Below are 13,073 nucleotides of genomic sequence, written 5' to 3' on the forward strand. Positions count from 1 at the left end.
TCGCGGTGGAGCGGTCGGGTTCAGGAACCGGCGGTGTCGTGCGCCCAGGCCCGGGAGGGGACCCGGTCGACCAGGGCCGTCAGGTAGTCGGCGGCGGCCAGGGCGTGGTCGGGGTCCAGACGCAGGGCTGTCCAGGTCATCGCGTGGCCGCCGGTGAAGCGCACCGGAAGGGAACGGGACCGGCAGTCCGACAGCAGCCAGGACACGGTGGCGTGGTCCAGGACGGCGTTGGTGAAGCCGGCGTCGGTACCGTTCGTGTGGAAGGCCTCGTCGAACGACCGGCTGACCTCCTCGGGTCCGCCGCTGGCGTCCAGGGACACGCTGCGTGCCAGGTCGCGTCGGCGGATCTCCAGGTCGGCGCCGAGGCCGGGGGTGCGGACGGCCACGACACGGTGGGTGCGCCGGGGGCCGTCCGCGCCGCGTCGCGCGTTCGGGGCGGCGTGGGTGAGTTCGAACATGGTGACCAGGTGTGTGCCGCGCCTGCCGGTGAGCACGTGCCGTACGCGCGGGTTCCGGCCCTGGAGCGCGTCCGGGAGGGTCGCCTCCTCCAGGGGGCGCGGGTGGTGCTCGGTGTAGTGCCAGCCGTGTGCGCGTGCCCAGCCCTGGAGCTCGGCGACCCGTTCCTTGCGAAAGTGCGCGGCCACCGTGATCGTCCCTGCCGACACCACCACGGCGACCAGGGCGATCAGGGACAGTGCGCCTTCCATCCGGTGTCTCCTCCGGTGGGGAAAATGACGGGGCCGGGGACCGTTGCGGCCCGCCGTGGCGGGCCGGGTCTCCGCGAGCCCGGAGATCAGGGGGCCCGCACCGGCCGTGCGTCCATTCTGGGCTCATCGTCCGCCCTTGTCACCCCTCGGAAGCGGGGCTGCTCTGCGCCCCGGCTCGCCTACTCCGTGTGATCGGCCGCCCGATCCTCGCCCGGGCCCCGGCGCGGGCGGCGGTCGGAACCACGGCGAGAGGGTGTCCCGAAGGGGCGCGAAGGCCGCCCGTGTCGAGGGTGCGGGCACGGCCGAGGCGATGCGCGGGCGTGCGCGTTCGTTCCCCCGCGGCGGCCCGGGAGCGCCGGGAGCACCGCGCGGGGGTGTCCGGAAGCGGCCAACCCGACGACGTCGGTGACGAAGGTCGGCGGAAGGCGACGCGGACCCTCACGTGCACCGTGAGTAGTCGACGGAGAACGCCGCGTCGGCCCCGCCGTAGCAGACGCCAACGGCCGGGGCCGTGCGCCAGCCACGGCCGTACCCGTGCTCGTGCACGACCAGCAGACCGGAGTCCGGAGCGTCCTCGAACCCCACGGTGAAGTGAATCCGGCCGGCTCCGTCCTCCCTACCGGAGGGACGGACGGCGTCGCGTTCCCGCTCCTCGGTGACCACGGAGAACCGCGCTCCGACGAACCCCCGCGGGTACGGGGACGCGGGGCCCGGGTCGTACTCGCCACGGAAGACCAGGACGCCGACGGCGGATCGCTCAGGAGGGGAGAGCCGGACCGTGGCGCCGTCGGGGGCCGACCCGCCCAGGACGAACTCGGCCCAGTCCTCCCGTGCCCGGGACCCCGCCTCCGGCTCCCCGCCCCCGGCCCTCACCCCGCTGGAACGCCCGGCGGCGGTCGCCGTCTCCCGTGCCTCGGGAGGCGGCCAGTCAGCGGGCCCGGGCACGACGTCGCCGAGGGAGGGTGTGACCTCGCCCGCGCCGTACATCGAGATCCGCTCCGGGACCACGTCCGAGCCGTGCCGCGCCCCCACGGCCCCGCCCGCGGTGACGACGGCGGCGGCCGCCAGCACGGCGGCGCCCCTGCGCAGGACCCTGCGGTGCCGGGAGGCCCCGCCGACCGGGGCGGCGGTGAACGACCGCGCGTCGCGCGTCGCGCGGGTCACGGCGGCGGCTCCGGTGACGCCGAGCGCGCGCAGGACGGTCCGGGCGTCGGGACGGTGGTCCGGACGGGGGCTCAGGGCCGCGAGCACCAGGGGCAGCAGAGCCGCGGGCACCCCGCTCACATCGGCCTGGCCGCGCAGCATCCGGTGGAGCACGCTCCGCGCGTCTCCCCGTCCGAAGGGGTGGCGGCCGCTGGCCGCGTAGACGGTGAGCTGACCCCAGGAGAACACGTCCGAGGCGGTGGTGGCGGGCGCCCCGTGAAGGCGCTCGGGGGCGATCCATCCGGGGGTGCCCAGGGTGTCCCCGCCGCCGGTGCGGACGGAACCGTCCAGGGGGCGGGCGATCCCGAAGTCCAGCACCCTCGGGCCGTCGGGGCAGAGGATCACGTTGCTCGGCTTGAGGTCGCGGTGGACGACCCCGGCGGCGTGGATGTCGGCCAGCGCGGCGGCCGTCCCGGCGGCCAGCTCCGTCAGGGCGCCGCCGCGCAGGGGGCCGCCCGCCCTCACCCGTTCCCTGAGGGTGGGCCCGTCCACGTAGGAGGTGGCCAGCCAGGGGATGGCGGACCGGGGGGAGGCGGCGACGAACCGTGGCACGAAGCGGCTGCGTACGCGGCGCAGGGACTCGACCTCGCGGGCGAAGTTCGCGCGGAACTCGGGTTCGTCGGCCAGCTCCGGGTGCACGGCCTTGACCGCGACCAGCCCGCCGAACCGGGTCCGTCCCAGGTAGACGGTGCCCATCCCGCCGGAGCCGAGGCGCCCGAGCAGCCGGTGCGGGCCCAGTCGGCGGGGGTCGTGCGCGCCCAGGGGGGAGGCGTCCGCGCCTCCGGCGGATCGTCGCCGCAGACGCCGTCCGCCCGGGCCGGGGCGGGGAGGCGGATCGGAAGGGGACACGGACGGGACCTCGCGAGGGTCGGGGGTCGGGAGGTGGGGCCGCCCCCGTCGTGACGTGCCGACAGGAGGAGGGGCCCTCGCACGGTGGACGCGCGGGGGCCCCGAAAAGTTCGGCCGAGGGCGCGGCGCGGGGCCCTCCCACGCCGCCTACGCGGGCAGGCCCAGTTCCCTCGCGATGAGCATCTTCTGCACTTCGCTGGTGCCCTCGCCGATCTCCAGGATCTTGGCGTCCCGGTAGAACCGGCCCACGGCGTAGTCGTTCATGAACCCGTACCCGCCGAAGACCTGTGTGGCGTCACGGGCGTTGTCCATCGCCGCGTTGGACGCCACCAGCTTGGCGATCGCCGCCTCCTTCTTGAACGGCTCCCCGGCGAGCATCCTCGAGGCGGCGTCGTAGTAGGCGAGGCGGGCGGCGTACGTGCGGGACTCCATCTCGGCGATCTTGAACTGGATCGCCTGGTAGCGGCCGATGCTGTTCCCGAAGGCCTGCCGCTGGTGGGCGTAGCGCACGCTCTCGTCGACGCAGCCCTGGGCCAGGCCCACGGACAGCGCCGCGATGGCGATGCGGCCCTCGTCCAGGATGCGCAGGAACTGGGCGTAGCCCCGCCCGCGCTCGCCCACCAGGTTGGCCTCCGGCACCCGGCAGTCCTCGAAGACCAGCTCGTTGGTGTCCGAGGCGTTCCAACCGACTTTGGAGTATTTCTGCCCGACGGAGAAGCCCGGGGTGCCCTTCGGCACCAGGATCGAGGAGATCTCGGGACGACCGTCCTCACGCCGTCCGGTCACGGCGGTCACGGTGACCAGGGCGGTGATGTCCGTGCCGGAGTTCGTGATGAACGACTTCGTCCCGTTGATCACCCACTCGCCGTCCTCCAGGCGCGCGGTGGTCCGGGTCGCACCGGCGTCCGATCCGCCGTCCGGTTCGGTCAGCCCGAACGCGCCCAGGGCCTCGCCCGAGGTCAGCCGGGGCAGGTAGGCCTTCTTCTGCTCCTCGGTGCCGAACCGGTGGATCGGCATCGCGCCCAGCGACACCCCGGCCTCCAGGGTGATGGCCACCGACGAGTCGACCCGGGCCAGCTCCTCCAGGGCCAGGCACAGGGCGAAGTAGTCGCCGCCCATGCCACCGTGCTCCTCGGGGAACGGCAGGCCGAACAGGCCCATCCGGCCCATCTTCGCGACGATGTCGTAGGGGAAGGCGCCCCGCTCGTAGAAGTCGCCGATGACCGGCGCGACCTCGGTCTGGGCGAAGGTCTCCACGGCGGCGCGGAGGTCGGCGTGCTCGGTCGAGAGTTCGTGGCGGTTCATCGCTGCTGCTCCTCGCGGATGGCGGGGGTGGACGGGGCGTCGGCCGGTTCCCCGGCGGACGCGGGGTGGGGTTCGACGGTGACCAGGACGGCGTCCATGGGCACCGACGCCCCGGGGCGGACCGCCACGGCGGTGACGGTCCCGTCGACGGGTGAGGGCACGGAGTGCTCCATCTTCATGGCCTCGACGACGGCCAGCGCGGTCCCGGCGGTGACCTCCTGGCCCACGCTGACCGGGACGTCGAGCACGGTGCCCGGCATGGGGCTGCGCACCGTGCCGTCGGCTGCGGCGTCGTCCTGGCGCAGGGCGGCGGTCACCGGCTCCTCGTGCGGGCTCCACGCCGCTCCGCCCGCCCCCAGCCACCGGTGGTCGGTGCGCGGGTCGTCGGCGCGGGCGTAGGTGACGGTGCCGGAGGCGTCGGAGACGGTGAGCCGGGTCCCGTCCTCGGAGCGGTGGGCCCGTACGGCGACGGGTGCGTCGTCCTCCAACCGGACCAGGTAGTGCCCGGCCGGGCCGTCACGCCGGACCCGGACCACGGTGGCGTCGTGGCCGGGAAGCCGCAGCCGCCACTGAGTCCAGGCCGGGTCACCCATCCGCCAGCCGTCCGGGACCGCGAACCGGTCGGGGTCGGGCGGACCCTCCAGGTCGATCTGGTGGTCCAGCGCGGCCGCCGTGTACACGGCGGACCGGTGGTCCGGCGCGGGCTCGGGCGGGTCGGTGGCGATGAGGTCCGTACTCAGGTCGCCCTCGACCACGCGCGGGTGGCGCAGGAGCCGCCGCAGGTAGGCGGTGTTGGTCACGCAGCCCAGCAGTGTGTACGAGGCCAGGGCCGCGTCCATCCGGCGCAGCGCCTCGGCCCGGTCCTCGCCCCAGGTGATGACCTTGGCCAGCATGGGGTCGAAGTCCGAGGTGACGGCGCCGCCCCGGGCGATCCCCGAGTCCACGCGCACGTGCGGACCGGCGGGCTCCTCCAGGAGCAGGATCGGCCCGCCCGAGGGCAGGAAGCCGCGGTCGGCGTCCTCGGCGTACACACGGGACTCCACCGCGTGCCCCACCCAGGAGACGTCCTCCTGGGCGAAGGGCAGTGCCTCCCCGTAGGCCACGCGCAGCTGGAGTTCCACCAGGTCGACGCCGCGCCGCCCGCGGACGGCCACGACCTCCTCGGTGATCGGGTGCTCCACCTGCAGGCGCGTGTTCATCTCCAGGAAGGAGTAGGAGAGCGCGCCGTCGGGACCGGTCTCGGCGATGAACTCCACGGTGCCGGCGCCCACGTACCCGCAGGATCGGGCGGCGGCCACCGCGGCCTCGCCCATGGCGGAGCGCTGGGCGCCGGTGAGCAGGGGGGAGGGCGCCTCCTCCACCACCTTCTGGTGGCGTCGCTGGAGGCTGCACTCGCGTTCTCCCAGGTGCACGACGTTGCCGTGGGAATCGGCCAGGACCTGCACCTCGATGTGGCGCGGCCGCTGGACCAGCTGTTCCACGAGCAGGGTCGCGTCGCCGAAGGACGCCAGCGCCTCGCGTCGGGCGGCCGCCGCGTCGGCGGCCAGGGTGGCGGGGGAGCGCACCTCCCGCATGCCCTTGCCGCCGCCTCCGGCGGAGGGCTTGATCAGCAGGGGGTAACCGGTCTCCTCGGCGGCGCGCAACAGGGCGTCGTCGTCCAGGGGTTCTCCGGGCTTCTCGGTGAAGCCGCCCAGGACGGGCACCCCGGCCGCGGCCACGGTGTCCTTGGCGCGGATCTTGTCGCCCATCGCCTCGATCGCGGAGGCGGGCGGGCCCACGAAGACGAGCCCGGCGTCCGCGCAGGCGCGGGCGAACCCGGCGTTCTCGGACAGGAACCCGTACCCGGGGTGCACCCCGGTGGCTCCGCAGTCCCGGGCCAGGGCGACGATCCCGTCGGCGTCGAGGTAGTGGTCCACCCGCAGTGCCACGTCGGCGGCGCGCGTGTGCGGGGCCCCGGCGTCGGCGTCGGTGTACACGGCGGCGGGACTGAGGCCCATGCGGCGCAGGGTGCGGATGACGCGCAGGGCGATCTCGCCCCGGTTGGCGACCAGGACGCGTGAGACGCCCGGGGTCCGCCCCGGCGCGGTGGTCGGTGGTGTGGTGGTCAAGGGTTCCTCACATCCGGAAGACGCCGTAGCCGACCGGCTCCAGGGGCGTGTGGCGGGCGGCGGACAGGGCCATGGCGAGCACGTCGCGGGTGTCGGCGGGGTCGATGACCCCGTCGTCCCACAGACGGGCGGTGGAGTAGTAGGGGCTGCCCTGTTCCTCGTACTGGTCGCGGATGGGGGCCTTGAAGGCCTCCTCGTCCTCGGCGGACCACTCCTCGCCGCGCGCGCTCATCTGGTCGCGGCGCACGGTGGACAGCACGGACGCGGCCTGTTCGCCGCCCATCACCGAGATGCGGGCGTTGGGCCACATCCACAGGAAGCGGGGCGAGTAGGCGCGGCCGCACATCGAGTAGTTGCCCGCCCCGAACGATCCGCCGATGACGACGGTGAACTTGGGGACGCGGGCGCAGGCCACGGCGGTGACCATCTTGGCGCCGTGCTTGGCGATACCGCCCGCCTCGTAGTCGCGGCCGACCATGAACCCGGAGATGTTCTGGAGGAAGACCAGCGGGATGGAGCGGCGGTCGCACAGCTCGATGAAGTGCGCCCCCTTGAGCGCGGACTCGGCGAACAGGATGCCGTTGTTCGCGACGATGCCCACCGGGTGCCCGTTGACGTGCGCGAACCCCGTGACCAGGGTGGTGCCGTACTCGGACTTGAACTCGGTGAACTCGCTGCCGTCCACGACGCGGCCGATGACCTCGCGCACGTCGTAGGGGGTGCGGGTGTCGGCGGGGACCACGCCGTAGAGCTCCCCGGGATCGAGCGCGGGGGGCCGCGGGGTGCGCGTCTCCCAGGACGGGGGGCCCTGCGGGCCGAGGGTGTCGACGATCCGCCGCACCTTGGTGAGGGCGTCGGCGTCGTCGTCGGCGAGGTGGTCGGTGACGCCGGAGACCCGCGAGTGCAGGTCGCCGCCGCCCAGCTCCTCGGCGGTGACGACCTCTCCGGTGGCGGCCTTCACCAGGGGAGGGCCGCCGAGGAAGATCGTGCCCTGGTCGCGGACGATCACCGCCTCGTCGCTCATCGCCGGGACGTAGGCGCCGCCCGCGGTGCACGAGCCCAGGACCGCGGCGATCTGCGGGATGCCCGCCCGGGACATGGTGGCCTGGTTGTAGAAGATGCGGCCGAAGTGCTCGCGGTCGGGGAAGACGTCGTCCTGCATGGGCAGGAAGGCGCCGCCGGAGTCGGCCAGGTACACGCAGGGGAGGCGGTTGTGCAGCGCCACCTCCTGGGCGCGCAGGTGCTTCTTGACCGTCATCGGGTAGTAGCTGCCGCCCTTGACGGTGGCGTCGTTGGCCACCACCACGACCGGTCGTCCGGCGACGCGGCCGATCCCGGCGATCATCCCGGCGCCGGGGGCGTCCCGGCCGTCCCTCCCGTAGAGGCCGTCGGCGGCCAGGGGGGCGATCTCCAGGAACGGCGATCCGGGGTCCAGGAGGAGGTCGACGCGGTCGCGGGGGAGGAGCTTGCCGCGCTCGACGTGGCGCACGCGGGTCTTCTCGGGGCCGCCGAGGGCCGCGGTCGCGATCCGCTCCCGCAGCTCCAGCGCGAGCGCGCGGTTCGCGGCGTCGTTGGCGGCGAACGCGGGACCGGCGGTGTCGACCGCCGAACCGAGCACAGGTGCCCTGCTCATGGTGTCCTCTCGTGGAGGGATGTTAATGCTCACTAACAGGGGTGATGTTAGTAACTACTAACATGGGTGTCCAGGGCCCGCGTGGCACGGGCCCCGCGGACGGGCGGCGAGAGGCGGACGGATGGCGGCGGGAACCCAGGGCCAGCGGCCCGCGGGCGAGCGGAGAACGGCGATCCTGGGGGCGGCGGCCCGGCTGTTCGCCGCGCACGGCTATCGGGGGGTGACCATCGACGACCTCGGGCGTGCCGTGGGCACCACCGGGCCCGCGCTCTACCGGCACTTCCCCGGGAAGGAGGCCCTGCTCGGCGCGGTCCTGGTGGACGTCAGCGAACGCCTCGCCCGCCGAGGCCGGGCGCTGGTGGCCGACGCGGACGGCCCGGAGGAGGCGCTGGAGGCGCTGCTGCGCGGCCACATCGACTTCTCCCTGGGAGAACCCGACCTCATCACCGTGCACGACCGCGAGCTGGGCAACCTCACCGACGACGACCGCCGCCGGGTCCGCCGTCTCCAGCGCGGCTACGTCGAGGAGTGGGTGAACGTCCTGGCCGCGCTCCGTCCCGCCGCTCCCCGCGCCGACCTGCGCGCGTCGGTGCACGCCGCGTTCGGGCTGCTCAACTCCACGCCGCACAGCAGGGGGCCGTTGTCGAGGGCCGCGATGTCGGCCCTGCTCCTGCGCATGGGTCACGCCGCCCTGCTGTCCGGGGAGTCCACGCCAAGGCCGAGTTGAGTCCCCGCAGTACGTGGCTTGACCCGCTCACGGGTAGACCCGCGCACGAGTCGCCCGGGCCCGACACCCGGGACGCGCGTCCACCGCCACAGGGAGAGATGGTCCATGGTCGAGAAGCGACCGGAGTCCGAACGCACCACCACCAACGCGGGCATCCCCGCGCCCAGCGACGAACACTCGCTGAGCGTGGGCAGCGACGGCCCCATCGTCCTGCACGACGCCTACCTCGTCGAGAAGATGGCGCACTTCAACCGCGAGCGGGTACCCGAACGCGTGGTGCACGCCAAGGGCAGCGGCGCCTACGGAACCTTCCGGGTGACCCGCGATGTCAGCCAGTACACCTGCGCGGACCTCTTCCAGCCCGGTCGCGAGACCCCGATGCTGGCCCGCTTCTCCACCGTCGCGGGGGAGATGGGCAGCCCCGACACCTGGCGCGACCCGCGCGGCTTCGCGCTGAAGTTCTACACGCGCGAGGGCAACTTCGACATGGTCGGCAACAACACGCCGGTCTTCTTCGTCCGGGACCCGCAGAAGTTCCAGGACTTCATCCGCTCCCAGAAGCGCGACCCGCGCACGGGGCTGCGCGACAACACCATGCAGTGGGACTTCTGGTCGCGGTCGCCGGAGACCTCGCACCAGGTCACCTGGCTGATGGGGGACCGTGGCATCCCCCGGACCTGGCGCCACATGGACGGGTTCAGCTCGCACACCTACCAGTGGATCAACGCCAAGGGGCAGCGGTTCTGGGTCAAGTACCACTTCCGGACCGACCAGGGGATCGAGTTCCTCACCCAGGCGGAGTCGGACCGCGTCGCCGGTGAGGACGCCGACCACCACCGCCGCGACCTGTTCGAGGCGATCGAGCGGGGCGAGCACCCCTCGTGGACCCTGAGCATGCAGATCATGCCGATCGACGAGGCGGCGGACTACCGGTTCAACCCCTTCGACCTCACCAAGGTGTGGCCCAAGGGCGACTACCCGCTGATCGAGGTCGGCCGGATGACGTTGGACCGTAACGCGGACAACCACTTCATCCACATCGAGCAGGCCGCCTTCGAACCCTCCAACATGGTGCCGGGCACCGGGGCGTCCCCGGACAAGATGCTGCTGGGTCGCATGTTCTCCTACCCCGACACCCACCGGTACCGGATCGGGGTCAACTACGACGAGCTGCCGCCCAACCGGCCGCACGTGCCGGTGCGCTCCTACGGCAAGGACGGGGCGATGCGGCACTTCCCGCCGGGGACCGGTCAGACGTACCACCCCAACTCCTTCGGCGGACCCGAGGCCGCCCGCCAGCAGGGCGTGGAAGAGGCCGGATGGAAGGTGGAGGCCTCCGAGCTGGTGCGGGAGGCGTACCGGCAGCGAGCCGACGACGACGACGTCTCGCAGCCGCGCGCGCTGATCCGCGACGTGATGGACGACGCGGCGCGGGACCGGTTGGTATCGAACATCGTCGGCCACATCGGCGCGGTCACCGACGCGGGCATCCGTCAGAGGGCCCTGGGGTACTGGAGCGCGATCGACCCCGGGATCGGCGCCCGCGTGGCCGAGGGCGTGGGCGGGGGCTGACCCGTCCGGGGGCGGCACGCGGAAAGGGGGGCGGGTGGCCACGGGCACCCGCCCCCCTTTGTTCCGTCGCGGTGGTGCTACGGGAGGCCGACACCGCCCACGACGTCCTCCACGGGCTGGGTGGCCCCACCGGTGTCGAGACCGTCCGCGGGCAGCTGGCCGGTGACGTCGTCGGTACCGGCCGGGAGGTCACCCGTCCCGACGGGGAGGTCGTCCGTGGCCACCGGGAGGTCGAGCGCCTCCAGGGCACCGGCCGGGTCCTCCAGCTCCATGAGCGCCTGGAGTGTCTTCAGGGAGTCGGCGTCGCTGAGCAGTGCGACGGCGTCCTCGTTGGCCAGGAGCTCCTGGACCTGGGGGTCCTGGAGCAGGGCCTCCGCCTCGGGCGAGAGGTCTCCGGCGGCGCCGGTCGTCCCCTCGACGGTCTCGGCCGCCCCCTCCACGGGCTGGTTGACCTCGTCGCGCGGGTCGGCCTGAGCCGCTCCGACGCCGACGACGGCCAGTCCTGCGGCCAGTACCGTTGCGGTGGTGATCCTGGTGAAGGCGCGCATACGCGTTCCTTGCCCCTCTCTACGACACGGGTCAGCACGTTCGGTAAGTGCATGACAACACATAGTCACCTAGTGTCGGGTTCGGGTCACCAAGAGCGGGTGTGGTCCCGGTGAAGTCGCCGTCTTCCTTTCGCGCCCAGTGCCAATGGCGGACAAAGACCCCGAAACGTCTCGTGTGGGAACCGGGGGAACGCGATCCGGGACCCGTACATTCGGCAGCGGTGACGTGGGTAGGTCCGAACTCGACGGCCCACAGACGCCCAGGCGTCCCGCCCCCGACCCGAAGAAGGAGCGGTGTACCTATGTCTCGGCCTCGAATCGTGGTGGTCGGCGCTGGTTTCGGTGGCTTCCACACCATCCGTCACCTGGAACGGCGCATACCCACGGGAGCGGCGGACATCGCCCTCGTGGCTCCCCACGACTACATGCTCTACAGCCCGCTGCTGCCGCAGGTGGCCTCGGGCCTGCTCACCCCGCAGTCGGTCGTCATGTCCGTGCACCGGCTCACCAGACAGACCCGGCTCGTCCCCGGCCACGCCGTCGGGGTGGACACCCGCGACCGCACGGTGGTCGTGCGGCGGCCCACCGGCGAACTCGCTCCCTGCCGCTACGACCGGCTGGTGCTCGCCCCCGGTTCCATGACGCGGGAGTTCGACATCCCCGGGCTCACCGAGCACGCCTACGGAGCCAAGACCCTGGCCGAGGCGGTGCTCCTGCGCGACCACGTCCTCGCCCAGCTGGAACTGGCCAACGACTCGCGCGACCCGGTCGAACGCGAGGAGCGCTGCCGCTTCGTCGTCGTCGGCGGCGGTTACACCGGGGTCGAGACCGCGGCCTCGCTCATGCGGCTCTGTCAGGAGGCGGCCCAGCGCTACCCCGAACTGCGCTCGGTCATCCGGTGGCACCTGGTCGACATCGCCCCGACCGTCCTGCCCCAGCTCGGCGACCGGCTCGGCCGCAAGGCCATCGACCTGCTCCGCGGCCTCGGCATCGAAGTCAAGATGCAGGTCAGCGTCCGCGAGGTGACCGCCGACAAGGTGGTGCTCACCGACGGCCGCGCCCTGCCCTGCCGCACCCTCATCTGGACGGCGGGCATCACGCCCAGCCCGCTCATGGAGACCGTCGGTACCCCCACCCAGGGCGGTCGCCTGGAGGTCGGCACCGACCTGTCGGTGCCGGGCCTGCCCGAGGTGTTCGCCCTCGGCGACGCCGCCGCCGTCCCCAACCTCTCGCACAGCGACAGCGCCTACTGCCCACCCACGGCCCAGTACGCCAGCAGACAGGCCTCCACCGCCGCCGAGAACGTGGTCAACTCGGTGCTCGGGAGGCCTCTGCGGGAGTTCCGGCACCGCGACATGGGACTGGTCGTGGACCTGAGCGGGCGCGACGCCCTGGCCAGGATCATGCAGTTCGACCTGAGCGGACTACCCGCGCTGGCCGCCACACGCGGCTACCACGTGGCCTCGGTGCCGTCCGGGACGGCGCGGGCCCGGATCGTCGCCAACTGGGGAATCCGTGCCTTCCTGGGCAGCGAGGTGTCCCGCATGGGGTTCGCGGACGACGGCCGCCCGTCGTCGTTCGTGGCCAACGAAGCCGTCGACTACCTGGACTCCGACACCTCCCGATCCGAGGGCGCCCGGCTGCTCGACAACGAGCGGCAGCGCTACGGGGAGGACTGACCCGACCCGTCCCGGCCACGCGAGCCACGCGAGCCACGGGGTCCGGCGGTCCGGGCGGCCCGTCTGCGGCGTACGAGCACGAAGGCCAGTGACGCGGTCACGACCGCGGCGGCGGTGACCACCGGCCACGGCCCCAGGCCGGACAGCAGGGCGTCCGCGTACCGGCGGCTGGCGGAGTCGGGGTCGGACAGCACCGCCGCGACGAACACCGCGCACAGGACGGTGGTGGCCGCGGCCACCACCGTCGCGCGTGTCCCGGTCAACCCCAGGCGGCGGCGCAGCACCCCGCCGGCCTCGGCGATCCGGGTGACGCGGAGCAGGCGCAGGGTCGCGGCTGCACGGACCAGCCGCAGGACCTGCGCCGGGCCGAGCGCGAAGACCACGGCGGGTAGCGTCAGGGCCGCGACGAACGTGCTCCACCGGTGGGTGCGCAGCCAGTCGAGCCTGTTCCGGGCCAGCGCGACGAGGAGTATCCACTCCGCCCACAACACGAGCCCGGCCAGCCAGTTGACCCGGTGCCCGAACTCGGCCCACCGCCCCTGGCCCCACATGTCGAGGAAGACCGCGGGGACGGAGGCCGCGGCGCAGACCAGCACCGGCAGCGCCAGGCGGCGTTCCAGCGCGCGGGCGAGCCCGTTCTCCTCGGAGGGGTCGGTGGCGGGGGCCGTGTCGAGGGTGCGCCCAGGCGGGACTTCGGGGGACATACCCGTACGTTAGCCCTGGTGCGGGGAGGTGGCGGCCG

General features: G+C 73.3%; 10 protein-coding genes. 3 read left to right on the plus strand and 7 right to left on the minus strand.

From position 1 onward, the window contains the following. Positions 1 to 20: 20 nt before the first annotated feature. The 5 genes from ACFYL4_RS22980 to ACFYL4_RS23000 all read right to left on the minus strand — a co-directional run bounded on the left by ACFYL4_RS22980 (position 21) and on the right by ACFYL4_RS23000 (position 7,805). Entirely contained in the window at positions 21 to 707 is a 687-nt protein-coding gene (locus tag ACFYL4_RS22980; protein WP_387520840.1) for a hypothetical protein, read from the minus strand. 438 nt (positions 708 to 1,145) lie between these two features. Then, the gene (locus ACFYL4_RS22985; RefSeq protein WP_387520842.1) at positions 1,146 to 2,759 is read right to left on the minus strand and encodes a serine/threonine protein kinase; all 1,614 of its coding nucleotides are present in this window, start codon (positions 2,757 to 2,759) and stop codon (positions 1,146 to 1,148) included. A gap of 147 nt (positions 2,760 to 2,906) precedes the next feature. Next, a complete protein-coding gene (locus ACFYL4_RS22990) occupies positions 2,907 to 4,064 on the minus strand; it encodes an acyl-CoA dehydrogenase family protein (protein ID WP_387520845.1) in 1,158 nt (385 codons plus the stop codon). Then, a complete protein-coding gene (locus ACFYL4_RS22995) occupies positions 4,061 to 6,172 on the minus strand; it encodes an acetyl/propionyl/methylcrotonyl-CoA carboxylase subunit alpha (protein WP_387520848.1) in 2,112 nt (703 codons plus the stop codon). The genes ACFYL4_RS22990 and ACFYL4_RS22995 overlap by 4 nt, the downstream gene beginning before the upstream one ends. 7 nt (positions 6,173 to 6,179) lie before the next feature. Further along, positions 6,180 to 7,805 (minus strand): carboxyl transferase domain-containing protein, encoded by a 1,626-nt coding sequence (locus ACFYL4_RS23000; protein WP_387520851.1) that lies wholly within the window; start codon positions 7,803 to 7,805, stop codon positions 6,180 to 6,182. Positions 7,806 to 7,926: 121 nt separating this feature from the next. Here ACFYL4_RS23000 and ACFYL4_RS23005 point away from each other — a divergent pair, with 121 nt between their 5' ends. Beyond that, complete coding sequence (locus ACFYL4_RS23005) at positions 7,927 to 8,532, plus strand: TetR/AcrR family transcriptional regulator (protein WP_357759305.1); 606 nt, start codon at positions 7,927 to 7,929, stop codon at positions 8,530 to 8,532. Between the two features lie 105 nt (positions 8,533 to 8,637). Further along, positions 8,638 to 10,104 carry a catalase gene (locus ACFYL4_RS23010; RefSeq protein WP_387520855.1) on the plus strand — a complete coding sequence of 489 codons (1,467 nt, stop codon included), beginning with the start codon at positions 8,638 to 8,640 and terminating at the stop codon, positions 10,102 to 10,104. A 77-nt stretch (positions 10,105 to 10,181) separates the two neighbouring features. Here ACFYL4_RS23010 and ACFYL4_RS23015 read toward each other — a convergent pair whose 3' ends face one another. Then, positions 10,182 to 10,652 (minus strand): hypothetical protein, encoded by a 471-nt coding sequence (locus ACFYL4_RS23015; protein WP_387520858.1) that lies wholly within the window; start codon positions 10,650 to 10,652, stop codon positions 10,182 to 10,184. A gap of 302 nt (positions 10,653 to 10,954) precedes the next feature. On the opposite strand from ACFYL4_RS23015, the gene ACFYL4_RS23020 reads away from it, so the two are divergent. After that, positions 10,955 to 12,331 carry an NAD(P)/FAD-dependent oxidoreductase gene (locus ACFYL4_RS23020; protein ID WP_387520860.1) on the plus strand — a complete coding sequence of 459 codons (1,377 nt, stop codon included), beginning with the start codon at positions 10,955 to 10,957 and terminating at the stop codon, positions 12,329 to 12,331. Here the strand turns inward: ACFYL4_RS23020 and ACFYL4_RS23025 are convergent. After that, on the minus strand, positions 12,316 to 13,035 hold the full coding sequence (locus ACFYL4_RS23025) for a metal-sensitive transcriptional repressor family protein (protein ID WP_387520863.1): 720 nt from the start codon (positions 13,033 to 13,035) through the stop codon (positions 12,316 to 12,318). The genes ACFYL4_RS23020 and ACFYL4_RS23025 overlap by 16 nt on opposite strands. Positions 13,036 to 13,073 lie beyond the last annotated feature (38 nt).

Source organism: Nocardiopsis sp. NPDC006938, assembly GCF_042869555.1.
Lineage (GTDB): Bacteria > Actinomycetota > Actinomycetes > Streptosporangiales > Streptosporangiaceae > Nocardiopsis.

What these genes read in the sequence shown, in the direction of transcription:
- ACFYL4_RS22980 (WP_387520840.1), bottom strand. Translation starts at nt 707, where the DNA reads ATGGAAGGCGCACTGTCCCTGATCGCCCTGGTCGCCGTGGTGGTGTCG.
- ACFYL4_RS22990 (WP_387520845.1), bottom strand. Translation starts at nt 4,064, where the DNA reads ATGAACCGCCACGAACTCTCGACCGAGCACGCCGACCTCCGCGCCGCC.
- ACFYL4_RS23000 (WP_387520851.1), bottom strand. Translation starts at nt 7,805, where the DNA reads ATGAGCAGGGCACCTGTGCTCGGTTCGGCGGTCGACACCGCCGGTCCC.
- ACFYL4_RS23005 (WP_357759305.1), top strand. Translation starts at nt 7,927, where the DNA reads ATGGCGGCGGGAACCCAGGGCCAGCGGCCCGCGGGCGAGCGGAGAACG.
- ACFYL4_RS23010 (WP_387520855.1), top strand. Translation starts at nt 8,638, where the DNA reads ATGGTCGAGAAGCGACCGGAGTCCGAACGCACCACCACCAACGCGGGC.
- ACFYL4_RS23015 (WP_387520858.1), bottom strand. Translation starts at nt 10,652, where the DNA reads ATGCGCGCCTTCACCAGGATCACCACCGCAACGGTACTGGCCGCAGGA.
- ACFYL4_RS23020 (WP_387520860.1), top strand. Translation starts at nt 10,955, where the DNA reads ATGTCTCGGCCTCGAATCGTGGTGGTCGGCGCTGGTTTCGGTGGCTTC.
- ACFYL4_RS23025 (WP_387520863.1), bottom strand. Translation starts at nt 13,035, where the DNA reads ATGTCCCCCGAAGTCCCGCCTGGGCGCACCCTCGACACGGCCCCCGCC.